The sequence below is a fragment of the Caldimonas hydrothermalis genome (assembly GCF_056746695.1).
On the sequence record NZ_JBWQXA010000003.1, the window covers coordinates 194,461 to 217,967 of the forward strand.

A 23,507-nucleotide genomic window follows, 5' to 3' on the forward strand; every position below is an offset into this window, starting at 1 on the left:
GGCGGCGGCGGAAGGAGGGGGCCCGTGGGAGCGGGCGGGCCAGCCATTCGGACGCTTCCCTGCGCGAGGATTACCTCAATCAGGTTCAAAGGGACTGTCTCAGCCGGGCCCTGGCAGGCCCAACACCCCTAGCGGAAGGCTGTGCAGCAGGCTGCGCAGCCATGCGGATTATCGCGCAGCCGCGCGGGCCGCGTCAGTCGTCGAAGTTCGGGGTCTCGACGCCCAGCACCTTGTGCAACTTGGGGCTGGTGGTGGTGTACTGCAGGTGGATGCGCTTGTCCGGGAAGATGTAGGGCGCGGCGCCGAAGGCAGCCAGTGCAGCCTCGTGAAAGCCCGAGAGGATGAGCTTCTTTTTGCCCGGGTAGGTGTTGATATCGCCCACGGCAAAGATGCCGGGAATGCTGGTTTCGAACTTCTCGGTGTCGACCACGACCTGCTTGCGCTCCAGCGCCAGGCCCCATTCGGCGATCGGGCCGAGTTTGGGGCTCAGGCCGAAGAAGACGAGCAGCATGTCCAGCGGCACGACGCGCGTCACACCGTCACTGCCGGTGACCTTCACGCCGGTGAGCCGTTCGCCTTGCTCCTCGATGCCGGTGATCTGGCCGATCACGAACTGCATTTCCATCGCATCGCACAGCTCTTTCATGCGCGCGACCGACGCGGGCGCTGCGCGGAAGCCGTCGCGGCGGTGGATGAGGATGACGCTTTCGGCCCGGTTCGGGCCGTCCTGGGCGAAGTTGAGCGTCCAGTCCAAGGCGGAGTCGCCCCCGCCCACGATGACGAGGTTCTTGCCGGCGAACTGGGCCGGGTTCTTCACGCGGTAGAAGACCTGGCGGTCGTGGTGCTTCTCGATGCCGTCGACCTTCAGCAGCCGGGGCTGGAAGGCGCCGACGCCACCGGCAATGAAGACGGTCCGGGTGATGAAGCGCGTGCCCCTGGCGGTGGCCAAGTCGAAGCGGCCGTCCTCGCGGCGCCGGACCTCGGTGACCTCCTGCCCCAGGTGGAAGGTGGCACCGAAGGGCTCGATCTGCTTGAGCAGGTTGTCGGTGAGCTCCTTGCCGGTGCACACCGGCACGGCCGGGATGTCGTAGATGGGCTTGTCGGGGTAGAGCTCGATGCACTGGCCGCCGGGATAGGGCAGCGAGTCGATGATGTGCGCCTTGACCTCGAGCAGGCCCAGTTCGAACACCTGGAACAAGCCCACCGGGCCGGCGCCGACGATGACGGCATCGGTCTCGATGGGCGGCGTGCTCTCAGGCGTGTCCATGGCAAGGCCTCAGCGCTTGAGCTCGGACAGCTTGCCGGTGCGGTCTTTCCACTCGTCCGCATCGGGCAGGGGCGCCTTGCGCTTGGTGATGCTCGGCCAGATCTTGGACAGCTCGGCGTTGAGCGCGATGAAATGCTGCTGGTCGCCGGGCACGTCCTCCTCCGGCAAGATGGCATTGACTGGGCACTCGGGGATGCACACCGCGCAGTCGATGCACTCGTCGGGGTCGATGGCCAGGAAATTGGGGCCTTCGCGGAAGCAATCCACCGGGCACACGTCCACGCAGTCGGTGTACTTGCAGCGGATGCAGGCTTCGGTCACGACGTGGGTCATAGGGGGAGTCTCGAGGAATGGAGAAGAAACAGGAGCCGGGCCGGAGCACCGCAGCGAGCCGACCGCTCGGAGGCATTGGCAGGGATTCTAAGGCCGGGGGCCGGGGCCCATGTCTTGACCGGGGGCAACCACCTTGTCAGCCGGGTCGGCCCCGTGAGCACGGTGAAACCGGCGTGGGACGGCGGACACGGGCCGAGCGCCGCAGCCGACGATGACCACGGCCGGGCGTCCTGCGTGCAGTACGCTGGCCTGGGCCAGGCTGGCCACGGTATGGTCGCTGTGCAGTTCATCGGGCCAGCCGGCGCGTGAGACCACGCTGGCCGGGGTGTCGTCCGGCCAGCCGGCCTCCCGCAGGCGGCGGGACAAGGCGCCGAGCTGGCGGCCGGCCATATAGAAGACCTCGGTGTCGGCGCTGCGGCTGGCATGCAGATCGCCGGCGCGCGTCATGGCCGTGGTCAGGCTCACGCTGCGACCGGTGCCGCGGCGCGTCAGCGGGCGCTGGCTGGCCGCGGCAGCGGCCAGCGCGGCCGTGACGCCGGGCACCACCTCGGTGGCCAGGCCTGCGGCCGCGGCGGCTTCGAGTTCCTCTTCCAGCCGTCCGAAGACGCTGGGATCGCCGCCCTTGAGCCGGACCACCAGATCCACTTCGCGCGCATGACGCACCAGCAACGCATTGATCGCAGCCTGGCCCGTCGAATCGCAAAAGCCGCGCTTGCCCACATGGATCCAGCGCGCCCGGGGGGCGAGCTCGCGCAGGGCGGGGTCGGTCAAGGCGTCGTGCAGCACGACGTCGGCCTGAGCCAGCAGCCGGGCGCCGCGCACAGTGATCAGGTCGGCCGCCCCGGGGCCGGCTCCGATGAAGGCGATCCTGCCCATGGTCCGTGAGCGCCTCAGCCGACCGACTTCACGAGCAGGGCCCCGCTGGTGCGGTGGCTGCTCGGATCGACGACGATGAGCGCACCGCCGACACGGTTGTCCGCATAGGGTTCGACCGGCAGGGGCTGCTGCGTTTCGACGGTGACGTGGCCGATCTCGTTGACGGCCAGCTCGTGCGCCTCGGTGGGCTGCAGGCTGTGGATGTCCAGGCGGCTGTCGATGGCCGTGATGCGGGCCTGTACCCAGCGGTTGCCGTGGCGCACCCAGTACTTGCGTCCCACGACGGCCGGCTCGGTGTCGAGCCAGGCCAGCGTGGCCGCAAAGCGCTGGGCGGTGCGGGCTGTGCCGGGTGTGGCGATCCAGTCCCCGCGCGAGACGTCGAGCTGGCGGTCGAGCACGATGCCGGCCGATTCACCGGCCACGCAGGAGGCAACCACGCTGCCGGCACGGCGCACCTGCGCCACCACGGCGGTCTCGCCGCTGGGAAGGATCTGCACGGCGTCGCCTGCCTTCACCTGGCCGTGGGCGATGCGGCCCCACAGCGTGCGCGGCTGGTTGCCGGTGCCTTCACCTTCGCGAGCCACGTACTGCACGGGAACGAGCAGATGGCCGCTGATGCGCTCTTGCACCGTGGGCAGGGTTTCGAGCAGTTGCAGCAGCGAGGGGCCGTCGTACCAGGGGGCATCCAGCGGCTGGGTGACGTTGTCGCCGCGCAGGGCCGAGACGGGCACGATGCCGGCGACCTGGATGCCGGCTTGCTCGGCGAAGTCGAGCAGGGCGTTGCGCACGGCGGTGTAGGCCTGGGCCGGGTCGCTCACCGCGTCGAGCTTGTTCACGGCGAACACGATGCTGGGCACGCGCAGCAGGTGGGCCAGCAGGGCGTGGCGGCGCGTCTGCGGCAGCAAGGCCACCGGCTGGGCCGTCACGTCGAGCTTGGTGATGTCCACCAGCACCACGGCGGCATCGCTGCCGGCGGCGGCCGTCACCATGTTGCGGGTGTACTGCTCGTGGCCGGGCGCATCGGCGATGATGAACTTGCGCTGCTTGGTGGCGAAGTAGCGGTAGGCCACGTCGATCGTGATGCCCTGCTCGCGCTCGGCCTCCAGGCCGTCGGTGAGCAACGACAGGTCGATCGGCTGGCCGGCGGCCTTCTTCTCCAGCGTGTCGAGCTGGTCGGCCAGGATGGCGCGGCTGTCGTAAAGTAGCCGGCCGATCAGCGTGCTCTTGCCGTCATCGACGCTGCCGGCGGTGAGAAAGCGCAAGGCGCGATGGTCCGTGATCTGTGGAGAGTGAACGGCAGCGGTCATCAGAAGTACCCCTCTTTTTTCCGACGTTCCATCGAGGCCTCGGAGGTGCGATCGTCCATGCGGGTGGCGCCGCGTTCACTCACGGTGACCTTCAGCGTTTCGGCGACGATCTCGACGGCGTTGGCCGCCGGACTTTCGACTGGGCAGGTGCAGGTCATGTCCCCCACGGTGCGGAAGCGCACCTGCACGGTCTCGACCGTCTCGCCGGGCTGGGGCGGGGTGACCTCGGTCACCGGCACCAGCAGGCCTTTGCGACGGACGATCTGGCGCTCGTGGGCGTAGTACAGGCTGGGCAGTGGAATGTTCTCGCGGGCGATGTAGAGCCACACGTCGAGTTCGGTCCAGTTGCTGATCGGGAAGGCACGCATGTGCTCGCCCGGACGGATGCGCGTGTTGAACAGCGTCCAAAGTTCGGGGCGCTGCTCCTTGGGTTGCCACTGGCCGAAGCTGTCGCGGTGACTGAAGATGCGTTCCTTGGCGCGGGCCTTCTCCTCGTCGCGACGGGCGCCACCGATCATCAGGTCGAAGCGGTGCTCCTCGATGGTCTCGAGCAGGGTCACGGTCTGGTGGCCGTTGCGCGACTCCAGCGGATGGGCCAGGCGCACGGTGCCGCGCCGGATCGAATCCTCCAGGTGGCCCACCACGAGGCGCTCGCCCATTTCCGCCACGCGGCGGTCGCGGAACTCGATCACCTCGGGGAAGTTGTGGCCGGTGTCCACATGCACCAGAGGGAAGGGCAGGCGGCCCTTGAAGACGCCGTTGCCCAGGTGGTTCTTGAAGGCCTTCTCGGCCAGGCGCAGCACCACGCAGGAGTCCTTGCCGCCCGAGAACAGCAGGGCCGGCCGTTCGAAGGCGGCCACGGCCTCACGCAGGATGAAAATGGCTTCTTCTTCGAGCCAATCGAGGTGCCGGTGGTCGAGTTCCGGCAGAAGTTGGTCGATGCTTGCGGGCGCGTTCACGGGCGGGCTCCGATCAGGGAAACGGCAGGGGGGGTGTCCTGGGGGACGTGCAGGCCGCATTCCTTGGCCTTCTCGTCCTCCCACCACCAGCGGCCGGCGCGGAAGTCCTCGCCCACCGCGATGGCGCGTGTGCAGGGTGCGCAACCGATGCTGGGGTAGAACCGGTCATGCAGCGGGTTGTAGGGCACGTCGTTTGTCGCGATGTAGTGCCAAATGTCGTTCCAGGTCCAGTCGGCCAGCGGGTTGAGCTTGACGCGGCGCTGGTCGTCGAAGTCGCGGAAAGGCACCTCGGCGCGGTGGCTCGATTGCTCGCGGCGCAGCCCGGTGATCCAGGCCTGCCGGCCGCGCAACATGCGTGACAGCGGCTCGAGCTTGCGGATGGCGCAGCAGCGCTTGCGCAACTCGATGCTTTCATACATGGCCTTCTCGCCATGGTTGCGCACAAAGTGCACCACAGCGTCGTGGTGGGGCTCATAGATCTCGACGCGCACTCCGTAGCGCTCCTCGATGCGCGGGATGAGCGCCAGCGTCTCGGCGTGCAGTGCGCCAGTCTGCAGCGTGCCGATCGCAATACCGAAGGTGTGGCGCGCGATCATGTCGGTGAGCACCATGTCCTCGGCACCCAGGCTCGTGGCCTGCACGATACGGCCGCGGAACTCGGCGGCGGCCGACTGCAGCACGGCCAGCGCATGCGCATGGCGTGCCGCGTAGTCCGGCGAGGGGCGGGCGTAGAGTTCGATGGCCGTCATGACACGGTCTCCTTGCGAACATCCCGGCGCGCAAACAAGGGACGGTTGTCGTGCACGTCGCCCTGGTAGTAGCCGCTGAAGAAGTCGAGCGCCCGGCGAGCGGCGGCCTCGTCCTGGTCGGCGCGCAACTGCACGGCATCGACACCGCTGCGGTCGAGCAGCGGCAGCATGTCGACGAGCACCTCGCCGACGGCTCGCACTTCGCCGGCAAAGCGATAGCGGCTGCGCAGCAGGCGGGCCTGGCTGTACGCACGGCCGTCAGTCCACTTCGGGAAATGCAGCACCACCAGCCCCAGGCGGGGCAGGTCGGCTTCGAGCACCTCGACATCGGTGTCGTTGGAGATCTGCACGCCCGCAGGCAGGTGGGCCGGCCAGGTGGCGCGCACGGCCTGCCATTGGGCCCAGCTCAGCAGGCGGTGCGCGGCAGGCTGGGGCGCGGCCTCGTCCTCGGGGGCGCGCTGCCAGGCATCATCGTGGGGGTGGATGAACTTCATCTTTGTGTCCTTCCTCAGGCGGCCAGGGCCTTGCCGGTGGTGCGGCGCACTGCATTGGCGGCGTTCTTGAAGGGCTCCAGGCCCACGCGCTTGACGGTGTCGATGAAGCGCTCATTGGCCGCGCGTTGCTCGCGATAGGTCTCGACCACGGCCTCGATCACATCCACCACCTCGTCGGCGGCGAACGAGGGGCCGATCACCTTGCCGGGCATGGCCGGTCCGCTGTGCGTGGAGCCGTCCGAGCCCCCCAGGGTGATCTGGTACCACTCGGCGCCGTCTTTGTCGACGCCGAGGATGCCGATGTGGCCGGTGTGATGGTGGCCGCAGGAGTTCATGCAGCCGCTCATGTGCACGTCGATGTCGCCGATGTCATACAGCTCGTCGAGGTCCTGGTAGCGCTGGGCCACCTGCTCGGCGATCGGGATCGAGCGCGCGTTGGCCAGGCTGCAGAAGTCACCGCCGGGGCAGGCGATCATGTCGGTGAGCAGGCCGATGTTGGGCGTGGCAAAGCTGGCGGCCTTGGCCTCCTGCCACAGGGCATAGAGCTCGGACTCGTGCACCCAGGGCAGCACCAGGTTCTGGTCATGCGTGACGCGGGCCTCGCCGGCGCTGTAGCGCTCGGCCAGGTCCGCGGCGCGTTCGAGCTGCTCGTCCGTCACGTCGCCAGGCGCCTGGCCGGCACGCTTGAGCGAGAGCGTGACGGCACGGTAGCCGGGGAAGCGGTGGGCATGCACATTGCGCTCCAGCCAGCGGCGGTAGGCCAGCGGGGCGTCGGCGGGGGCTGCGGCCAGCGCATCGTTGGCGGCCTGGGGGTCGTAGCGCACGCCGGGGGGCGCATCGAAGTGCTGGGCCACGCGGTCGAGCTCCTCCTGGGGGATGATGTGGGCTGCGCCATCGACGTCGCGCTCGAGGATCTGGCGGAACTCGTGCTCGACCGCATCGATGAACTTCTGGCCTTCGGCCTTCACGAGGATCTTGATGCGCGCCTTGTACAGGTTGTCGCGCCGGCCGTAGCGGTTGTAGACGCGCACGATGGCCTCGAGGTAGACGAGGATCTGCTGCCAGGGCAGGAACTCGCGCACCACCGTGGCGATGAGGGGGGTGCGGCCCATGCCGCCGCCCACCAGCACCTTGAAACCCACGTCGCCGTTTGCGTCGCGCAACAGTTGCAGCCCGATGTCGTGCCAGCCGATGGCGGCGCGGTCCTCGGCAGCGCCGCTCACCGCGATCTTGAACTTGCGCGGCAGGAAGGCGAACTCAGGGTGCAGGGTCGACCACTGGCGCATCACTTCGCAGTAAGGGCGCGGATCCACGATCTCGTCCGGGGCGATGCCCGCGAAGGCGTCGCTCGTGATGTTGCGGATGCAGTTGCCCGAGGTCTGGATGCCGTGCATGTCCACGGCGGCCAGCTCGTCCATCACGTCGGCGGCCCGCGCCAGCGGAATCCAGTTGAACTGGATGTTCTGGCGCGTGGTGAAGTGACCGTAGCCGCGGTCGTACTCACGTGCGATGCGCGCCAGGGTGCGCAACTGGGTGCTGCTGACTTCGCCGTAGGGAATGGCGATGCGCAGCATGGGCGCATGGCGCTGGAGATACCAGCCGTTTTGCAGGCGCAGGGCCTTGAACTCCTCGTCGCCGAGCTGGCCGGCCAGGTGCCGCTGCAACTGGTCGCGGAACTGGGCTGCACGCTGGCGGACGAAGTGGCGGTCGAACTCGGTGTATTGATACATCTCGGGGCTCGTGGGAAGACTCAGTGGATGACCTTGAGGCCGGCGGTGACCAGGGCGGCGCACAGCAGGCCGCGCACGAGGCGGTCGGGCAGGTTGCGGGTCAGGCGCGCGCCGATCCAGATGCCTGGGATGGAGCCCACCAGCAGCGCCCCCAGCAACGCCCAGTCAACGTGGCCCAGACTGGCATGGCCGATGCCGGCCACCAGCGTGAGCGGCACGGCATGGGCGATGTCGGTGCCCACCAGGCGGCGCGCCTCGATATGCGGATACAGGAAAAGAATGAGCGTGGCGCCGATGGCTCCGGCCCCGATGGAACTGAGCGAGACCAGCACGCCCAAGGCGGCTCCGGCGGCCACTGTGAGCGCCGGCTTGCGGCGCTCGGGCAGCCAGCGCTGCAGCTTCAGGGCCACGCGGTGCCAGGCCTGGCGATAGGCCACCGTGATGGCGGTGAGCAGCAAGGCGATGCCCAGCGAGAAGGTGAGGGCGCTGGCCCAGCCCTTGGTGACGCCGGTGTAATGCATCAGTCCGATCATCACGACCGAGGCGGGCACGCTGCCGGCCAGCAGCAGGCCGGTGATGCGGTAGTCGACGTTGCCCTGGCGGTGGTGGGCCACCGAACCCGACACCTTGGTGAGGCCGGCGAACCACAGGTCGGTGCCGATGGCCACGGCCGGATTGAGCTTGAAAACTGACAGCAGCAGCGGGGTCATGAGCGAGCCTCCGCCCACGCCGGTCAGGCCGACGATGACGCCGACCCCGAAACCACTGACCACCGCAATCCAGTCCATGTCGCTCCCTGTGGAACCCGCGTGGCAATGCCAGCGCAGCGCGCGCATCGCGCACAGATGAAGGAACTGTAGGGAGGTCTTATATAAATGAGAACTACAAATTCATTTGATAGTTATATTCGGTTGTTATTTGTGGGGCTGCTTCGGGGCGAGGGTCTGGCGCTGGCCCGCTAAGATCACGCCCCATGTCTGCGACCGATCCGCTCCTGACCACCGCCGGGCTGGGCCTGCACCGTTGGCGCCGGCGCAGCCTGTTGCTGTCCACCCTGGCGCTTGCGGCCTGCCAGACGACCCCGCCCGTGACGGTGGCGCCCCCGCCGGCGCCGGCTCCGGCCCCCCCACCGCCGCTGCGACCCCCCCGCATCGGCCTGGCGCTGGGCGGTGGGGCGGCCCGGGGGTTCGCCCACATCGGGGTGATCCAGGTGCTGGAGGAGCAGGGCATTCAGCCCGACCTGGTCGTGGGCACGTCGGCCGGCAGCCTGGTGGCCGCGCTGTACGCGTCGGGCAAATCGCGTTCAGAGCTGCGCGCCCTGGCCGAGACGATGGATGAGACGGCCATCACCGATTGGTCCTTCCCGCTGCGCGGGGTGATCCGGGGCGAGGCCCTGGCGCGCTACGTGAACCAGCAGACCGGGGGGCTGACCATCGAGCGCATGAAACTGCCGCTGGGCATCGTGGCCACCGACCTGGCCACCGGCGAGCCGGTGTTGTTCCGGCGCGGAGATACCGGCATGGCGGTGCGGGCCTCGAGTGCCGTGCCGGCGGTGTTTCAGCCGGTGCGCATCGGCGAGCGCGAGTATGTGGACGGCGGGCTGGTCTCGCCGGTGCCGGTGCGCTTTGCGCGGCAGATGGGGGCCGACCTCGTCATCGCCGTGGACATCTCCTCCCCGCCTCAGGGGGGCGCGGTGGGCGATGCCATGCGCATGCTGCTGCAGACCTTTGCCATCATGGGGCGCAGCATCAATCACTTCGAGCTGCGCGAGGCCGATGTCGTGATCCGTCCGGCGCTCAACGGCCTGGCGGGCACCGATTTCCGCTCCCGCCGGCTGGCGATGGATGCCGGACGCGACGCGGCCCTGGCGGCCCTGCCCCAGATCCGCGAGCGCATCGCCGCCAAGACCCGCCCGGGCTGAGGACGCAGAAAAAAAGCCCGGTGGGGGACCACCGGGCTGAAGGTACCTTGGGAGGTACCGAGGAGACAACCTTTCAGGGAGACCGTGAAGCCACGCTGCACGGCCTTCTTAAGAATCGGGGCGAGCCGGAAAAGTTCAAGCCCCGATTGCAAATGATGGTGTCAGGCGCTGCGCTTGGCGCGGGGGGCCTGGGCCGCCTTGACGGCTGAGCTGGTCACGGCCTGGATGTTGGCTTCGGCCACTTCCGCCGCCTGCTTGGCGGCCTTGTGAACGCTCTCGAAGGCATTGTTGGCGGCCGCCACGGCCGACTTTACCAGGGCCACGGCATTCTCGGTGCCGGCCGGAGCGTTCTTGACAGCGTTGTCGACCACGGCCATGAACTTCTTCTGGACATCGGCGATCTGCGCTTCGGCGATCTTGCTCACTTCGGCATTGGTGCTCGAGGCGATGTCATAGACATGGCGGCTGTACGCGGCGGCCTTCTCGGCGCTGGGCTGCAGCAGCGAGGCCTGCAGGGCCAGAAGTTCCTGGGCGTCCTTGACGGACAGGGTGGCCTGGGCGTGCTCAGCGGCTTCGGCCAGCGAGGCCTTGGCGACCTGCAGGTTCAGCTCGACGAGCTTTTCGACGCCTTCGAAGGCTTTCTGTGTGAGCCCGAAAAGGGTCTCGACGTTGGCTTTGTGGGCGGCAACCAGTTGCTCGGCGGTCATCATGATCGAGGGCTCCTCGGGTGGGTGGATACAGGAATGTTGCAGTGCAACATGAGCGGAAGTATAGGGGAGCCGTTGAGCATTACAAGCAGTTTTGTTGCGGTGCAGCAAACATTAGGGGGGTGGCTCTAGAAAAACCCGCTCCGCTTGCGACTCCGAGTGTCCGGCAGGGATATGTCGCCGCCGTGACGAGCCCACGGGGCCTGGGCGTCCCACAATGCGCCGATCGCACTCACCGCTGCCATGCTGGCCTATTACTCCGACCGCTATGTGCTGCCGCTGCCGCCCGGGCACCGCTTCCCGATGGCGAAGTACCGGATGCTGCGCGACCGCGTGGCCGCCGAACTGCCGGCCGTGCGGCTGGTGGAGGCCCCTGCGGCCAGCGAAGGGGAGCTGGCCCTGGCCCATACGCCGGCCTACATCGAGGCCGTGCTGCAGGGCACACTCAGTGCGGCTGCGCAGCGCGAGATTGGCTTTCCCTGGTCGCCGGCCATGGCCGAGCGTGCCCGCCGCTCGGTCGGCGCCACGGTGGCGGCGGCCCGTGCGGCGCTGGGGGAGGGGGTGGCGGCCAACCTCGCCGGCGGCACCCACCACGCCTACGCCGACAAGGGCAGCGGCTACTGCGTCTTCAACGATGTGGCGGTGGCCGCCCGGCTGATGCAGGCGCAATGGCATCGCCAGTCCCGACGCCTGCTGCGCGTGGCCGTGATCGACCTGGACGTGCACCAGGGCAATGGCACGGCAGCGATCTTCCGCGACGACCCGACCGTCTTCACCTTGTCGCTGCACGGGGCGCGCAACTTCCCCTTCCGCAAGGAGGTCGGCGACCTCGACGTGGAGCTGCCCGACGGCTGCACCGACGGGCCCTACCTGGAGGCGCTGGACCAGGCCCTGGCGGCCTTGTGGGCCGCCCATGAGGGCGCCCCCCCGGGCCTGATCTTTTATCTGGCCGGTGCTGATCCGCACGAAGGCGACCGCCTGGGCCGGCTGAAGGTGTCGGCGCCGGCGTTGGCCGAGCGCGATGCCCGGGTGCTGGGGGCCGCCGCCGAGCGGGGCATCCCGGTGGTTGTCACCATGGCTGGCGGCTACGGACACGACATCGCGCAGACCGTGGCGATCCAATGGCGCACCCTGCAATTGGCTTGCGAGTACTGGCGGCGTTGGCCGCGTGCCCAGGCCCCATCCGAGGAGGACCCCCGACATGAGCCGACCCCAGGCTGAACCCCGCGAGGCTTATCGTCATTTTCTGACCATCACCACGCGCTGGATGGACAACGATGTCTATGGCCATGTCAACAACGTCGTCTACTACAGCTACTTCGACACGGTGGTCAACGAATATCTCATCGCCAATGGGGCGCTGGACATCCATGCGGGCGAGGTGATCGGCCTGGTGGTCGAGACCCAGTGCAACTACTTTGCCCCTTTGGCGTTTCCGCAGAGGGTGGACGCCGGGTTGCGCGTGGCGCATGTGGGGTCGTCGAGTGTTCGCTACGAGGTAGGGCTGTTTGCGCAGGGCGAGCCGCTCACGGCGGCGCGTGGGCATTTCGTGCATGTCTACGTGGACCGCACCACGCGCAAGTCCGTACCGCTGCCGGCACGCCTGAGGGCCGCGCTGGAGGGCTTGCGATGAACCTGGGCACTCCACAAGCCATGGCCTGTGTGGACGAGGCCATCACTTCGCGCCGCTCGATCCGGGCCTTCCTGCCCACACCGGTGCCGCGGGAGACGATCGAGGATCTCCTGCGCGTGGCCGCGCGTGCACCCTCGGGCACCAATACCCAGCCTTGGAAGGTGCATGTGCTCACCGGGGCATCGTTGCGCCGACTCGTCGAGCGCCTGCGCGCGGCCCACGACGACCCGGCGCAGGCCGAGCTGCATCAGCCGGAGTACGCCTACTATCCGAGCCAGTGGGTGTCGCCCTACATCGAGCGGCGCCGCAAGGTGGGCTGGGATCTCTACGGTCTGCTGGGCATCGCCAAGAGCGACAAGCAGCGCATGCACGAACAGCACGGGCGCAACTACGAGTTCTTCGGCGCACCGGTGGGCCTGATGTTCACCATCGACCGGGTGATGCAGCAGGGCAGCTGGCTGGACTACGGCATGTTCCTGCAGAACCTGATGATCGCAGCGCGCGCCCGCGGGCTGGACACGTGTCCGCAGGCCGCCTTCACCCCGTTCCATCGCATCGTGATGGATCATCTCGGCGCGTCGCCGCAGGAGATGCTGGTGTGCGGCATGTCGCTGGGGTATGCCGATCCGCAGGCGGTCGAGAACCGGCTGGTCACCGAGCGCGCGCCGGTGCACGAATTCACCCGCTTTCACGGTTGACGGCATTCAGCTTCTGCTCAGCGGGTGTCGTTGGGGGCCTTTCTACAATGGCCGCTCCCATCACCCAGGAGACCGCCGTGCACAAGGTGCTCGTGGCGCGCGCCACCTTTCCCGACATCATCGACCGCCTGAGGGTGTACTTCGAGGTCCAGGACAATCCCGAAGACGAGCTGTGGAGCCCCGAGTCCCTGAGCCGGGCCCTGCAAGGCAAGGCCGGACTGATCGCCACCGGCAGCGAGCGCATCGATGAAGCCTTGCTGGCGGCCCACCCGCAGCTCAAGGCGGTGTGCAACATGGCCGTGGGCTACAACAACATCGATGTGGCGGCCTGCACGGCGCGCGGCATCGTCGTCACCAACACGCCGGACGTGCTGACCGAGACCACGGCCGACTTCGGTTTTGCGCTGATGATGGCTGCCGCGCGTCGCATCGCCGAGTCGGAGCATTACCTTCGCGCCGGCCGATGGACGAAATGGCGCTACGACATGTTCGTCGGGCCCGATGTGCACGGTGCCACGCTGGGCATCCTGGGGATGGGGCGCATCGGCCAGGCCATCGCGCGGCGCGGCGCGCACGGCTTCGGCATGAAGGTGATTTACCACAACCGCTCCCGCCTGCCCGAAGCGACCGAGGCGCAATGCGGTGCACGCTATGTCGACAAGGCCACGCTGCTGCGCGAGGCGGACCATCTCGTGATCGTCGTGCCGTATTCCCCCAGTTCCCACCATGCGATCGGGGCGGCCGAGCTGGCGCAGATGAAGCGCACGGCCACGCTGACCAACATCGCCCGGGGCGGTGTGGTGGACGATGCGGCCCTCGCCCAGGCGCTGCGCGACGGACGGATCGCGGCGGCCGGTCTGGACGTGTTCGAGGGCGAGCCCCATGTGCATCCGCACCTGCTGCAGGTGCCCAATGTCGTGTTGACGCCCCACATCGCCAGCGCCTCGGTGGCCACGCGCCGGGCCATGGCGAGCCTGGCGGTGGACAACCTGATCGCCGCGCTGGGCTGCGGGCCGGATGCGGGCCGCCCGCCCACGCCGGTGAACCCGGAAGTGCTCGAGCGCGGAGTGATGCGGGACTGACACAATCGGCGCATGGAATCGAACCTGTGGTGGCTGGCCGCGTTGGGCGTGGTCAATCTCGTGGTGCTGATCGTTCTGGCCTGGCGGATGTTCGGTGGCGGGCGCGAGCCGGCAGCCAGTCGGGAGGACCTGCTGGCGCACACGCGGCTGCAGGCTGAGGCGCTGTCGCGCCTGGAGCGGGAGCTGCGTGACGAACTGAGCCGCAGCGCCCAGGGCACACGCCAGGAACTCGGCGGCACGCTGGCACTGTTCCAGCAGACCTTGCTGACCCAGCAGGGCGACGTGGCGCGCACCCAGAACGAGCAGATCGACAGCTTCCGCACGCAACTGGCGACGTTGCAGCAGCTCGTCGCCGACAGTCTGCGCTCGACGGGGGCGGCACTCACGGCCCAGGCCCAGTCGGCCCGCGAGGCGCAGGACCTGGCCCTGCGGCGCTTTGCCGAGGGCTTGAACGAGCAGTTGCGCGCCCTGTCCGAGTCCAATGAGCGCCGCCTGGCCGAGGTGCGCCAAACGGTGGAGACCCGTCTGGCGGCGCTGGCGGCCGACAACGAGAAAAAGCTCGAGCAGATGCGCCAGACGGTGGACGAGAAGCTGCATGCCACGCTGGAGCAGCGTCTGGGCGAGAGCTTCAGGCAGGTGGCCGAACGCCTGGAGCAGGTGCACCGCGGCTTGGGCGAGATGCAGTCTTTGGCCCAGGGGGTGGGTGACCTCAAACGGGTGCTGACCAATGTGAAGACTCGCGGCGTGTTCGGCGAGACCCAGCTCGCCGCCTTGCTGGAGCAGGTGTTCACCCCCGAGCAGTACGAGACCAACGTGGCCACGGTGCCGGGCAGCCGCGAGCGGGTGGAGTTCGCGATCCGACTGCCGGGCAAGGGCGACGACGGCGCGCCGGTGTGGCTGCCGCTGGATGCCAAGTTCCCGCGGGAGGATTACGAGCGATTGCTGGCCGCGCAGGACGATGCCGACCGTGAGGCCGCCGAGGCCGCGGCCAAGGCCCTGGAGCAGCGCATCCGCGACGAGGCGCGCAGCATCGCGGCCAAGTACCTGGCGCCCCCCCACACCACCGACTTCGGCGTGCTGTTCGTGCCCACCGAGGGCTTGTACGCCGAGTTGCTGCGCCGCCCGGGCCTCACCGAGGCGCTGCAGCGGGATCACCGCGTCATCCTGGCCGGGCCCACCACCCTGCTGGCCATGCTCAACAGCCTGCAGATGGGCTTTCGCACCCTGGCGCTGGAGAAGCGCTCGTCCGAGGTCTGGAAGGTGCTGGGGGCCGTCAAGACCGAGTTCGGCAAGTTCGGGGAGGTGTTGGCCCGGGTGAAGGACCAGACCCAGACGGTGCTCAACACCCTGGACAAGGCCGAGACCCGCACGCGGCAGATGAGCCGGGCGCTCAAGACCGTGGAGGCGCTGCCCGAGGCCCAGGTTGCCGGCCTGCTGCCCGATGACAGCCCGGAGGATCGCGCATAGCTCCATGGGCCCGGGCCCTGCGCGCCATCTCCTGGTGCCCCTGATTCTCGCTGTGCGTGGCGGCCTGGCTCACCGGCGGGGGCACCTGCTTTGCGCTGGTGGCCATCCAGCGCACGGCGGGCCGCTCGGTGCAGGGCAGCGATGCGCTGCGGCGCGTGTTCAGTTGGTTGGCCATCGGGCCGGCGGTGTCCAACTTCATCGGCCCGTTCGTGTCGGGCGCGCTGATCGATCTGGCCGGCTTCCGCGCGGCCTTTGCCTTTCTGACCGTGTTGCGGCTGGCCACGCTGTGGTGGGCGCGCAGGGTGCCGCCGGCCGAAGGCCGCGGTACGGCCAGCGGTGGCACGGCCTGGGCCGTGGGCGGCTTCGTCAGTGCCTGGGTCGCCCGTGGCGTGCGCCAGGACCCGGATGCGGCCACGTCCTCCCGCGCGTGATCAGGGGCGGCGTCGCTGCCTCGCGGCGCGACTGAGGAAGCGCCCCACATCCACCGCATCGCGCAGGCCGCCCTCGACCGGGCACGGTTGACCCGTGATCCAGGCCGCCGTGATTTCTCCGGCCAGCAGCGACCAGGTGATCCCCCGCGACCCCAGCCCGGTGCAGGCGTACAGCCCGGGCAGGCGCGGCAGGTGGCGGGGCTGGCCGGCGCGGTGGCCAAGGGCGGGCAGCGCGGCCAGGTCCGGCAAGGGGCCGATCAGCGGCAGGCGGTCGGGTGTCACGGCGCGCCAGCCGACCCGGCCTTCCAGCATGGCCGGATCGGCCGCCGGCGGCGCCACGCCCAGCCGCGCCAGCCGGGCCAGGTTGTGCTGGTGGTCGCTGGCGCGCACCGTGGGGTCGTCGTCGCCGGGCTGACTGGTGGCGCCGCACAGCGACAGTCCCTCATGCGCGGGCAGCAGATAGCCGCCGGCGGCCACGGGCACACGCGGCAGCACCAGGCCGGGCAGGGTGGCCGGCAGTCGGGTGACCTGGCCGCGCACCCGCTGCAGGGGCCAGGCAAAGCCGGGGACCAGCGAGGCGGCCTCGAAGGCATTGGCCAGCACGACGACCTCGGCGCGGGCCGCCACGCGGCCGGCCGCATCGATCAGCGTCCAGCCGTCGGCCCGATGCTCCAGCGCGCGGATCTCCAGCATGCCGCGCCAGCGCACGGCCTCACCCGCCTCGGCCAACAGGGCCTGCACCAGGTCGGCCGGCCGCAGCCACCCTCCGCCCGGGAAGAACCAGGCCGGCCGACCCAGCGGCAGGCCGCTCCGGGCCTCGGCCTGGGCCGCGTCCAGGACCTGCACATAGTCGGGCGGCAGGCCCTGGCGGGCCAGCAGGGCCTGCATCGAGGCCGCCGGTGCGTCGTCGGCGCGCAGCAGGCCCTCGAAGCCGCCGACCAAGGGGTGGCGCTCGCGCAGCCGCAGCAGCCCCTGCTGCAGGCACAACGCGGCGGCACGGTGCAGCCGCGCGTGAGCTCCGTCATCGGGCAGAACGATGCCGTGGAAGAGCCCTGCGGGATTGCCGGAGGCGCCCTCGGCCGGTCGGGGGTGGCGGTCGATGAGTTCGCAACTCCAGCCCAGGGTGGCCAGCGCGTGGGCCACGCTGGCGCCGGCCAGCCCCGCCCCCAGCACCACCGCATGACGGTCACGAACCGGAGTCGGCATGTCGGCCGCAGGCGGCGGCGCCGAGTGCCGGGGGGCAAATCGCGCCACCGTCATCTCGCGTTTGCCGCCGAAGCCTGGCACACGTTCCACCTCGAAGCCCGCCAGCGACAGGCCATCGCGCACGGCGCGCGCAGCGCTCCAGGTGGCTGCGGTGGCCCCACTGGCGGCCAGGCGTCCCAGTCCGGCCATCAGCCGCTCGCTCCACATCTCGGGGTTGCGATCGGGAGCGAAGCCGTCGAGATAGAAGGCATCGGCGCGCAGCCGCAATTCGGGCAGCAGAGCCGCCGCTTCCCCGAAGGCCAGCGTGAGCCGCACCCGAGCGTCTTCGAAGTCCAGACGGTGCAGGTTCGGTGTGAGCGGCGGCCATTGCGCCAGCAGTCGCGCTGCCAGGTCGCCCAGCGGATGGCCGGCGAGCACGCGCGCCAGGTCGTCGCGGGTGAGGGGATGTTTCTCGATCGAGATGAAGTGCAGGCGTTCGCAGCGCTGGGCGTCGGCACGCCAGGCCGCCCAGGTGGCAAGGAAGTTGTTGCCCAGCCCGAAACCCGTCTCCACGATGGTGAAATCGGTGCGCCCGGCCCAGCGCCGCGGCAGGCCGTTGCCGTTCAGGAACACGTGGGCGGCCTGCGCCAGCGCGCCGGCGCGTGCGTGATAGACGTCGCCAAACGCCGGCGCAAACGGCACCCCATCACGGAGCTCGACGACGGCGGGCCGGATGGGTTGGGTGTTCATGCGCACGCAGTGTGTATCAAGAAAAAAGCCGGCCCCGGGCCGGCTCTTCATGCGGTCACGCGATGCTCAGACCCGCTTGCGGTATTCGTGCGTGCGGGTGTCGATTTCGATCTTGTCGCCCTGGTTCACGAAGATGGGCACCTGGATCTCGAAACCCGTGGCGATCTTGGCCGGCTTGAGCACCTTGCCGGAGGTGTCGCCCTTGACGGCCGGCTCGGTCCAGGTGACTTCGCGCACCACGGTGGTGGGCAGTTCCACCGAAATGGCCTTGCCTTCGTAGAACACCACCTCGACCTCCATGCCGTCTTCCAGGTAATGGATGGCATCGCCCATGTTCTCGGCCTCCACCTCGTACTGGTTGTACTCGGTGTCCATGAACACATACATCGGGTCCGCGAAGTAGGAGTAGGTGCACTCCTTCTTGTCGAGGATGATCTGGTCCATCTTGTCGTCGGCCTTGAAGACGACTTCGGTGCCGGAGTTGTTCAGCAGGTTCTTGAGCTTCATGCGCACGGTGGCGGCGTTGCGGCCACCGCGGCTGTATTCGGTCTTGAGCACGACCATCGGGTCCTTGCCCTGCATGATCACGTTGCCGGCGCGGATTTCCTGTGCAATCTTCATGGTGAATCCCTCTTGGGGGTCGGTCCTGGTCTCGGGTGGGAATCTTCGGGGTGCCAACACGGCCGGGTTCGAAGGGGCTGGCGCCTCTTGCCTCGTTCTTGGCCGATCGATCACGCGCAAGGCGTGGCACCCGGATACCGCAAAGCCCCCCATTCTACCCTGAGCGCGCCCTCAGAGTTTGTGCCAGATCCAGCAACTGGGTGCACAAGTCCACCTGCCCGGCCAGGGCCTCACACCAGCGCCCGGCATGGGCGCGCCAGGCGGTTGGCTCGGGCCAGGCCGACGGACGCAGCGAGCGCAGGTCGCCCGACAGCCCATTCCAGGCTCGCCACAACGCCCTCAGGGCTTGGGCGGTGTCGGGCGCCACACCTTCCAGGTAGCGGTCGAGGAAGGCCTCTAGCTTGGTGGCATGCGCCCCGTCGCCCTGAGGGTAGATGTGCCAGAGGAAGGGCCTGGCCGCCCACTGGGCCCGCACGAAGGAATCCTCGCCGCGCACGACGTTCAGGTCGCAGGCCCACAGCAGGTGGTCGAACTCTGTCTGGGTCAAGGGGGGCAGCCAGTGCAGACGCAGCGCTCCCACCCCCTCGGTGTCGCCCTCGCGCGGGCGGCGTCCCAGCAGGGCGGCGACTTGACGGGCGGCCTGTCCAGGCGTGACCAGCAGCAGCGTCGGGTGCTCGGCCAGGCCTTCGAGCCAGACGCTCAGGCGAGGGTTGTCGTAACAGAACAGCGAGACCACCCGTTCGTGCGCACGCGGGGTCAGCCCCTGCCGGGCCAGCCAGGCCAGGCCGTCGAAGGCCGCCCGGCGCGCCAGCAATCCCGGCTCGCGCAGCAAGCCGCCGGTGCGGGGGGTGAATCCCGGGTAGAAGAACCGCTTGACCAGCCCCACGCCGGGCGAGTGCCAGCGCGGCGAAGGCAGGCCATGACAACGCTCGACATAGTCCTCGGCGCTGAGGTACTCGAGGTTGATCCACACCGGCGGGGGGCTGCGCTTGGCCATGCACTCGATGTACGGGTCGGGCGGATCGCATCCGAAGGCCTCGACCACCACCTCGGCGGGCTCCACCGGGTCCCAGTGCTCGCGCCACGGGCGCACCTCGACGCCCTGACAGCCCTGCGGGGCCATCCAGCCCAGGGCGGTGGGGTCGTCGACCCACAACCGCACGACCTGCCCGCGGCCGGCCAAGTCGGCTGCCAGCCGCCAGCACACTCCGATGTCGCCATAGTTGTCGATGACCCGGCAAAAAAGATCCCAGCGCATACCCCGCATTGTGGCCGGCGGCACAATCGCGGCCATGAGTTCCGATGTGAGCGCCGATCAGAGCCCGAAGACGCCACCTGCTCCCGAACCGTCGGATGCGCAGCGCCAGCGCCTGCTGGCTGAAGTGGCCGCCCTGCCGGGGCTGCCCGGGGTCTACCGCTATTTCGACGCCCAGGGCACCGTGCTCTACGTGGGCAAGGCGCGCAACTTGAAGAAGCGGGTGTCCAGCTACTTCCAGAAGAACCATGGCGGCACGCGCATCGGCCACATGGTCTCGCGCATCGCGCGCCTGGAGACGACCGTGGTGCGCAGCGAGGCCGAGGCCCTGCTGCTCGAGAACAACCTCATCAAGACGCTGCACCCGCGGTTCAACATCCTGTTCCGCGACGACAAGAGCTACCCCTACCTGAAGATCGCCTCACACGCTTTTCCGCGCCTGGCGTACTACCGCGGGGCGGTGGACAAGAAGCACCGCTATTTCGGGCCCTATCCGAGCGCCTGGGCGGTGAAGGAGTCGATCCAGTGGCTGCAGAAGGTCTTCCGCCTGCGCACCTGCGAGGACACGGTATTCAACCACCGCACCCGGCCCTGCCTGCTCTATCAGATCAAGCGCTGCTCGGGCCCCTGCGTCGGCCTGATCAGCCCGCAGGACTACGCCCGCGACGTGGCCCATGCCGAGCGCTTCCTGCTGGGCGAGCAGCAGGAGGTGATGGACACCTTGCAGGCCCAGATGATGGCGCATGCGCAGAAGCTGGAGTTCGAGCAGGCGGCCGAGATCCGCAACCAGCTCGGGGCCTTGTCGCGCGTGCTGCATCAGCAGGCCGTGGACACCGGCAGCGACCGCGATGCCGACATCCTGGCCGTGAAGGTGCAGGGCGGGCGCGCCTGCGTGAACCTGGCGATGGTGCGCGGCGGCCGCCATCTGGGCGACCGGGCCTATTTCCCCACCCACGTCGACGAGGCGACGGGCGTGGCGGTGGACGAGGACGAGGTGCAGGAGGTTGGCGAACGCCCGTCGGTGGAGGCCCAGGTGCTGGAGGCCTTCATCGCCCAGCACTACCTGGACGGAGGCGTACCGCCCCTTCTCGTGGTAAGCCACCCGGTGGACAAGGCGCTGCTGGAGGCGCTGTCGGTGCAGGCCGGCATGAGGATCAACGCCGTGCACCAGCCGCGCGAGCAGCGCCGCGCGTGGCTGGAGATGGCCGTCAAGGGCGCCGAGCTGGCGCTGGCGCGGCTGCTGGCCGAGGAGGGTTCGCAGCAGGCGCGCACCCGGGCGCTGGTGGAGGCACTGGACCTCAGCCCCGAGGATCTGGACCGCTTCCGCATCGAATGTTTCGACATCAGTCACACCGCCGGCGAGGCCACCCAGGCGGCCTGCGTGGTGTTCGAGAACCACAAGATGCAGAACGCCCAGTACCGGCGCTACAACATCGAGGGCATCACCCCCGGCGACGACTATGCCGCGATGCGCCAGGTGCTCACGCGCCGCTATGCCAAGCTGGCCGAAGCGGCGGGCAAGGGCGAGGCGCGGCTGCCCGACCTCGTGCTGGTCGACGGCGGGCGGGGCCAGGTGGCGATGGCGCGCGAGGTCTTCGAGGAACTGGGCCTGGACCTCGGGCTGATCGTGGGGGTCGAGAAAGGGGAGGGCCGCAAGGTGGGCCTGGAGGAACTCGTCTTTGCCGATGGGCGCGAGAAGATCGCTCTGGGACGGGATTCGGCGGCGCTGATGCTGGTGGCTCAGATTCGGGACGAGGCCCACCGCTTCGCCATCACCGGCATGCGCGCACGGCGTGCCTCGGTGCGCACGGGCGGATCCAAGCTCGAGGACATCCCCGGCGTGGGGCCCAAGAAGCGGGCTAGACTGCTGCAACGCTTCGGCGGCCTGCGCGGCGTGGCCCAGGCCAGTGTGGACGATCTGGCCACGGTGGACGGCATCTCGCGCGAACTGGCCGAAGAGATCTACAAGGCGCTGCATTGAAGCCGCCGTGACACCCGTCGCCAGGAGAAACTGCATGAGGCCTAGCCCACACCGCCGACCGCACCCGTGGACCGCAGCGCTGGCCGCCTGTGCCGCGCTGCTGGGGTGCTCCCCGTCGCCGAGGGTGCCGGCGCCCCCTGCGGCGCCGGCGGTGCCCGAGGCTCGTCCGGTGGACCCGGCCGCACCGGTGCCGGTGGAGACCCGCGCGCGCAACTGGGACGAATACCGGCTGCGTGCCGCGCGGCGCATCGTGTCGGCCAATGCACAAGGCGTCTACCTCGACCGGCCACCCGATGTGCTATTGGCCATCCCTGTGCTGGCCATCGACCTGCACGCCGACGGCAGTGTGCGACGCATCGAGGTGCTGCGCTATCCCGGGCAGGCGCGCGACACCACCCAGATGGCCATCGATGCCGTGCGCCGTGCGGCGCCGTTCGGCAGCGTGGCGCATCTGCCACGCCCCTGGCGGCTGACCGAGACCTTTCTGTTCCGCGACGATCGGCGCTTCAAACCCCGCACGCTGGACTGAGCCACAATCGCACCCATGTTCTTCAATCTCCCCACCCTGTTGACCTGGGCCCGCATCGTGGCCATTCCGCTCATCGTGGGGGTGTTCTACCTGCCCTCGCTGGACGTGGCCACGCGCAACCTGGCCGCCGCGGTGCTGTTCATCATCTTTGCGTTCACCGACTGGGCCGACGGCTGGCTGGCGCGCCGACTCAACCAGACCTCGGCCTTCGGGGCCTTCCTCGACCCGGTGGCCGACAAGTTCCTGGTGTGCGCTTCCTTGCTGGTGCTGGTCGAACTGGACCGGGTGGGGGCGCTGATCGCGCTGGTCATCGTTGGCCGCGAGATCGCCATCTCGGCGCTGCGCGAGTGGATGGCCAGCATCGGGGCCTCGCGCAGCGTGGCCGTGCACATGCTGGGCAAGCTCAAGACAGGCACCCAGATGGTGGCCATCCCCTTCCTGCTCTATGACGGTGTGATCCTGCGCGTGATCGACACCCGGCTGTGGGGCACGGGCCTGATCTACGTGGCCGCGATCCTGACCATCTGGTCCATGGTCTACTACCTGCAGAAGGCGCTGCCCGAAATCCGCGCGAAGTCCCGATGACCCGCCCCGGCGAGGGCGCGTGGCTGCGGGCCATGCCCTGGATGTTCGTGCTCATCTGGAGCACGGGCTTCGTGGTGGCGCGCTTTGGTATGCCGCATGCGCCGCCGATGAGTTTCCTGGCTTGGCGATTTGCCTTCTCGGTGCTGGGTCTGGTGATCTGGGCCCGCTGGGCGGGCGCGCGTTGGCCCTCCACCCGTGCGCAATGGGGCCACCTGGCCGTGGTGGGCGTGCTGCTGCACGCCGGCTATCTTGGTGGCGTGTGGGCGGCCGTCAAGGCCGGCATGGGGGCGGGCCTGGTGGCGCTGATCGTGGGATTGCAGCCCGTGCTCACCGCCGTGTGGGTGAGCGCGGTCGACCGGCTCGGCGAAGGCCGTGTGAGCCCGCGTCAGTGGGCCGGCCTGGTCCTCGGGTTTGTGGGGCTCGTGATGGTAGTGTGGGACAAGCTCGGCCAGGGCGAGGTCGGCCCGGTGAGCCTGGCGCTGGCCTTGGGGGCGCTGCTGGCCATCACCGCGGGCACGCTCTACCAGAAGCGCCACGTGCTGGGCGGCGACCCGCGCACCGGCAATGCCGTGCAACTGATGGCTGCGCTGGCCGTGTCGGCGCCCTTGGCCTGGCTGGAAGCTGAGCCGATCGTGCTGCATCCGCACTTCATTGGCGCGATGGCCTGGTCGGTGCTGGTGCTCACCCTGGGCGGCAACTCGCTGATGTACCTGCTGATCCAGCGCGGTGCGGCCACGTCCTTCACGAGCCTGCTCTACCTCGTGCCGCCGTGCACCGCCTTGATGGCCTGGTGGCTCTTCGGCGAGACGCTCACCGTGCTGGCGCTGGCCGGCATGGCCGTCGTGGCCTGGGGGGTGTGGCTGGTCGTGCGCAGCCACGGCGGATCGGCGAGCCAGCGGGCCAGGTGATCCTGCAGCAGGCGCAGCCGCCAGGGCAGCGGGGCGCCG

Annotated in this window: 24 protein-coding genes and 1 riboswitch; of the genes, 11 read left to right on the forward strand and 13 right to left on the reverse strand. The window is 69.0% G+C overall.

Annotation, left to right across the window (positions count from 1 at the left end):
• Positions 1-39 precede the first annotated feature (39 nt).
• Positions 40-140, reverse strand: a riboswitch (TPP riboswitch).
• Positions 141-193: 53 nt separating this feature from the next.
• From AC1ECW_RS06075 to AC1ECW_RS06115, 9 genes are all read right to left on the reverse strand, one after another.
• On the reverse strand, positions 194-1,267 hold the full coding sequence (locus AC1ECW_RS06075; RefSeq protein WP_409702602.1) for an NAD(P)/FAD-dependent oxidoreductase: 1,074 nt from the start codon (positions 1,265-1,267) through the stop codon (positions 194-196).
• Positions 1,268-1,276: 9 nt separating this feature from the next.
• Positions 1,277-1,600 (reverse strand): ferredoxin FdxA, encoded by a 324-nt coding sequence (gene fdxA / locus AC1ECW_RS06080; RefSeq protein ID WP_409702604.1) that lies wholly within the window; start codon positions 1,598-1,600, stop codon positions 1,277-1,279.
• A gap of 87 nt (positions 1,601-1,687) precedes the next feature.
• On the reverse strand, positions 1,688-2,476 hold the full coding sequence (cobA, locus tag AC1ECW_RS06085) for a uroporphyrinogen-III C-methyltransferase (RefSeq protein ID WP_481201437.1): 789 nt from the start codon (positions 2,474-2,476) through the stop codon (positions 1,688-1,690).
• Between the two features lie 14 nt (positions 2,477-2,490).
• On the reverse strand, positions 2,491-3,783 hold the full coding sequence (locus AC1ECW_RS06090) for a sulfate adenylyltransferase subunit 1 (RefSeq protein ID WP_409702607.1): 1,293 nt from the start codon (positions 3,781-3,783) through the stop codon (positions 2,491-2,493).
• Positions 3,783-4,742 (reverse strand): sulfate adenylyltransferase subunit CysD, encoded by a 960-nt coding sequence (cysD, locus tag AC1ECW_RS06095; protein WP_409702609.1) that lies wholly within the window; start codon positions 4,740-4,742, stop codon positions 3,783-3,785. Before cysD ends, AC1ECW_RS06090 begins: the two co-directional genes overlap by 1 nt.
• On the reverse strand, positions 4,739-5,491 hold the full coding sequence (locus tag AC1ECW_RS06100; protein WP_409702611.1) for a phosphoadenylyl-sulfate reductase: 753 nt from the start codon (positions 5,489-5,491) through the stop codon (positions 4,739-4,741). The genes cysD and AC1ECW_RS06100 overlap by 4 nt, the downstream gene beginning before the upstream one ends.
• On the reverse strand, positions 5,488-5,985 hold the full coding sequence (locus AC1ECW_RS06105; RefSeq protein ID WP_481201438.1) for a DUF934 domain-containing protein: 498 nt from the start codon (positions 5,983-5,985) through the stop codon (positions 5,488-5,490). Before AC1ECW_RS06105 ends, AC1ECW_RS06100 begins: the two co-directional genes overlap by 4 nt.
• Positions 5,986-5,999: 14 nt before the next feature.
• Positions 6,000-7,715, reverse strand: a complete 1,716-nt coding sequence (locus AC1ECW_RS06110) for a nitrite/sulfite reductase (protein ID WP_481201439.1) — start codon at positions 7,713-7,715, stop codon at positions 6,000-6,002.
• 20 nt (positions 7,716-7,735) lie between these two features.
• Entirely contained in the window at positions 7,736-8,503 is a 768-nt protein-coding gene (locus AC1ECW_RS06115; protein WP_481201440.1) for a sulfite exporter TauE/SafE family protein, read from the reverse strand.
• Positions 8,504-8,688: 185 nt separating this feature from the next.
• Between AC1ECW_RS06115 and AC1ECW_RS06120 the strand changes: the two genes are divergently transcribed.
• Positions 8,689-9,636 carry a patatin-like phospholipase family protein gene (locus AC1ECW_RS06120; protein ID WP_481201441.1) on the forward strand — a complete coding sequence of 316 codons (948 nt, stop codon included), beginning with the start codon at positions 8,689-8,691 and terminating at the stop codon, positions 9,634-9,636.
• 161 nt (positions 9,637-9,797) lie between these two features.
• Here the strand turns inward: AC1ECW_RS06120 and phaP are convergent, their stop codons facing one another.
• Positions 9,798-10,349, reverse strand: a complete 552-nt coding sequence (phaP, locus tag AC1ECW_RS06125) for a TIGR01841 family phasin (RefSeq protein ID WP_409702631.1) — start codon at positions 10,347-10,349, stop codon at positions 9,798-9,800.
• Between the two features lie 237 nt (positions 10,350-10,586).
• On the opposite strand from phaP, the gene AC1ECW_RS06130 reads away from it, so the two are divergent.
• From AC1ECW_RS06130 to AC1ECW_RS06155, 6 genes are read left to right on the forward strand one after another with little or no spacing between them, the layout of a single operon-like run.
• Positions 10,587-11,564 (forward strand): histone deacetylase family protein, encoded by a 978-nt coding sequence (locus AC1ECW_RS06130; RefSeq protein ID WP_481201442.1) that lies wholly within the window; start codon positions 10,587-10,589, stop codon positions 11,562-11,564.
• Positions 11,545-11,976 (forward strand): acyl-CoA thioesterase, encoded by a 432-nt coding sequence (locus tag AC1ECW_RS06135; RefSeq protein WP_409702623.1) that lies wholly within the window; start codon positions 11,545-11,547, stop codon positions 11,974-11,976. The genes AC1ECW_RS06130 and AC1ECW_RS06135 overlap by 20 nt, the downstream gene beginning before the upstream one ends.
• Entirely contained in the window at positions 11,973-12,674 is a 702-nt protein-coding gene (locus tag AC1ECW_RS06140) for a nitroreductase (RefSeq protein WP_409702625.1), read from the forward strand. The genes AC1ECW_RS06135 and AC1ECW_RS06140 overlap by 4 nt, the downstream gene beginning before the upstream one ends.
• 47 nt (positions 12,675-12,721) lie before the next feature.
• On the forward strand, positions 12,722-13,756 hold the full coding sequence (locus AC1ECW_RS06145; protein WP_409702627.1) for a 2-hydroxyacid dehydrogenase: 1,035 nt from the start codon (positions 12,722-12,724) through the stop codon (positions 13,754-13,756).
• Between the two features lie 12 nt (positions 13,757-13,768).
• Positions 13,769-15,223, forward strand: a complete 1,455-nt coding sequence (locus AC1ECW_RS06150; protein WP_481201443.1) for a DNA recombination protein RmuC — start codon at positions 13,769-13,771, stop codon at positions 15,221-15,223.
• Positions 15,224-15,279: 56 nt separating this feature from the next.
• On the forward strand, positions 15,280-15,654 hold the full coding sequence (locus AC1ECW_RS06155; protein WP_481201444.1) for a hypothetical protein: 375 nt from the start codon (positions 15,280-15,282) through the stop codon (positions 15,652-15,654).
• Here AC1ECW_RS06155 and mnmC read toward each other — a convergent pair whose 3' ends face one another.
• The 3 genes from mnmC to earP form a co-directional block, all read right to left on the reverse strand.
• Entirely contained in the window at positions 15,655-17,589 is a 1,935-nt protein-coding gene (gene mnmC / locus AC1ECW_RS06160; RefSeq protein WP_481201445.1) for a bifunctional tRNA (5-methylaminomethyl-2-thiouridine)(34)-methyltransferase MnmC2/FAD-dependent 5-carboxymethylaminomethyl-2-thiouridine(34) oxidoreductase MnmC1, read from the reverse strand.
• Between the two features lie 66 nt (positions 17,590-17,655).
• Positions 17,656-18,210 (reverse strand): elongation factor P, encoded by a 555-nt coding sequence (gene efp, locus AC1ECW_RS06165; protein ID WP_409658912.1) that lies wholly within the window; start codon positions 18,208-18,210, stop codon positions 17,656-17,658.
• Positions 18,211-18,364: 154 nt separating this feature from the next.
• Positions 18,365-19,468: an elongation factor P maturation arginine rhamnosyltransferase EarP gene (earP, locus tag AC1ECW_RS06170; protein ID WP_481201446.1), complete on the reverse strand. Its 1,104-nt coding sequence runs from the start codon at positions 19,466-19,468 to the stop codon at positions 18,365-18,367.
• A 34-nt stretch (positions 19,469-19,502) separates the two neighbouring features.
• Here earP and uvrC point away from each other — a divergent pair, with 34 nt between their 5' ends.
• The 4 genes from uvrC to AC1ECW_RS06190 are packed head-to-tail and all read left to right on the forward strand — an operon-like array spanning position 19,503 to position 23,468.
• Positions 19,503-21,446, forward strand: a complete 1,944-nt coding sequence (gene uvrC, locus AC1ECW_RS06175; protein WP_409705653.1) for an excinuclease ABC subunit UvrC — start codon at positions 19,503-19,505, stop codon at positions 21,444-21,446.
• Positions 21,447-21,480: 34 nt separating this feature from the next.
• Positions 21,481-21,975 (forward strand): hypothetical protein, encoded by a 495-nt coding sequence (locus tag AC1ECW_RS06180; protein WP_481201447.1) that lies wholly within the window; start codon positions 21,481-21,483, stop codon positions 21,973-21,975.
• 15 nt (positions 21,976-21,990) lie between these two features.
• Positions 21,991-22,560 (forward strand): CDP-diacylglycerol--glycerol-3-phosphate 3-phosphatidyltransferase, encoded by a 570-nt coding sequence (pgsA, locus tag AC1ECW_RS06185; protein ID WP_481201448.1) that lies wholly within the window; start codon positions 21,991-21,993, stop codon positions 22,558-22,560.
• Positions 22,557-23,468 (forward strand): DMT family transporter, encoded by a 912-nt coding sequence (locus AC1ECW_RS06190; RefSeq protein ID WP_481201449.1) that lies wholly within the window; start codon positions 22,557-22,559, stop codon positions 23,466-23,468. Before pgsA ends, AC1ECW_RS06190 begins: the two co-directional genes overlap by 4 nt.
• Positions 23,469-23,507: the final 39 nt, after the last annotated feature.

Bases quoted from the DNA above. Each gene is read 5' to 3' on its own strand.
- AC1ECW_RS06145 (WP_409702627.1), top strand. From the start codon at position 12,722: ATGGCCGCTCCCATCACCCAGGAGACCGCCGTGCACAAGGTGCTCGTG.
- uvrC (WP_409705653.1), top strand. From the start codon at position 19,503: ATGAGTTCCGATGTGAGCGCCGATCAGAGCCCGAAGACGCCACCTGCT.
- AC1ECW_RS06115 (WP_481201440.1), bottom strand. From the start codon at position 8,503: ATGGACTGGATTGCGGTGGTCAGTGGTTTCGGGGTCGGCGTCATCGTC.
- AC1ECW_RS06120 (WP_481201441.1), top strand. From the start codon at position 8,689: ATGTCTGCGACCGATCCGCTCCTGACCACCGCCGGGCTGGGCCTGCAC.
- AC1ECW_RS06105 (WP_481201438.1), bottom strand. From the start codon at position 5,985: ATGAAGTTCATCCACCCCCACGATGATGCCTGGCAGCGCGCCCCCGAG.
- AC1ECW_RS06100 (WP_409702611.1), bottom strand. From the start codon at position 5,491: ATGACGGCCATCGAACTCTACGCCCGCCCCTCGCCGGACTACGCGGCA.
- AC1ECW_RS06090 (WP_409702607.1), bottom strand. From the start codon at position 3,783: ATGACCGCTGCCGTTCACTCTCCACAGATCACGGACCATCGCGCCTTG.
- AC1ECW_RS06190 (WP_481201449.1), top strand. From the start codon at position 22,557: ATGACCCGCCCCGGCGAGGGCGCGTGGCTGCGGGCCATGCCCTGGATG.
- AC1ECW_RS06110 (WP_481201439.1), bottom strand. From the start codon at position 7,715: ATGTATCAATACACCGAGTTCGACCGCCACTTCGTCCGCCAGCGTGCA.
- pgsA (WP_481201448.1), top strand. From the start codon at position 21,991: ATGTTCTTCAATCTCCCCACCCTGTTGACCTGGGCCCGCATCGTGGCC.
- AC1ECW_RS06150 (WP_481201443.1), top strand. From the start codon at position 13,769: ATGGAATCGAACCTGTGGTGGCTGGCCGCGTTGGGCGTGGTCAATCTC.
- fdxA (WP_409702604.1), bottom strand. From the start codon at position 1,600: ATGACCCACGTCGTGACCGAAGCCTGCATCCGCTGCAAGTACACCGAC.
- mnmC (WP_481201445.1), bottom strand. From the start codon at position 17,589: ATGAACACCCAACCCATCCGGCCCGCCGTCGTCGAGCTCCGTGATGGG.
- AC1ECW_RS06075 (WP_409702602.1), bottom strand. From the start codon at position 1,267: ATGGACACGCCTGAGAGCACGCCGCCCATCGAGACCGATGCCGTCATC.
- AC1ECW_RS06135 (WP_409702623.1), top strand. From the start codon at position 11,545: ATGAGCCGACCCCAGGCTGAACCCCGCGAGGCTTATCGTCATTTTCTG.
- AC1ECW_RS06140 (WP_409702625.1), top strand. From the start codon at position 11,973: ATGAACCTGGGCACTCCACAAGCCATGGCCTGTGTGGACGAGGCCATC.
- earP (WP_481201446.1), bottom strand. From the start codon at position 19,468: ATGCGCTGGGATCTTTTTTGCCGGGTCATCGACAACTATGGCGACATC.
- efp (WP_409658912.1), bottom strand. From the start codon at position 18,210: ATGAAGATTGCACAGGAAATCCGCGCCGGCAACGTGATCATGCAGGGC.
- AC1ECW_RS06180 (WP_481201447.1), top strand. From the start codon at position 21,481: ATGAGGCCTAGCCCACACCGCCGACCGCACCCGTGGACCGCAGCGCTG.
- cobA (WP_481201437.1), bottom strand. From the start codon at position 2,476: ATGGGCAGGATCGCCTTCATCGGAGCCGGCCCCGGGGCGGCCGACCTG.
- AC1ECW_RS06130 (WP_481201442.1), top strand. From the start codon at position 10,587: ATGCTGGCCTATTACTCCGACCGCTATGTGCTGCCGCTGCCGCCCGGG.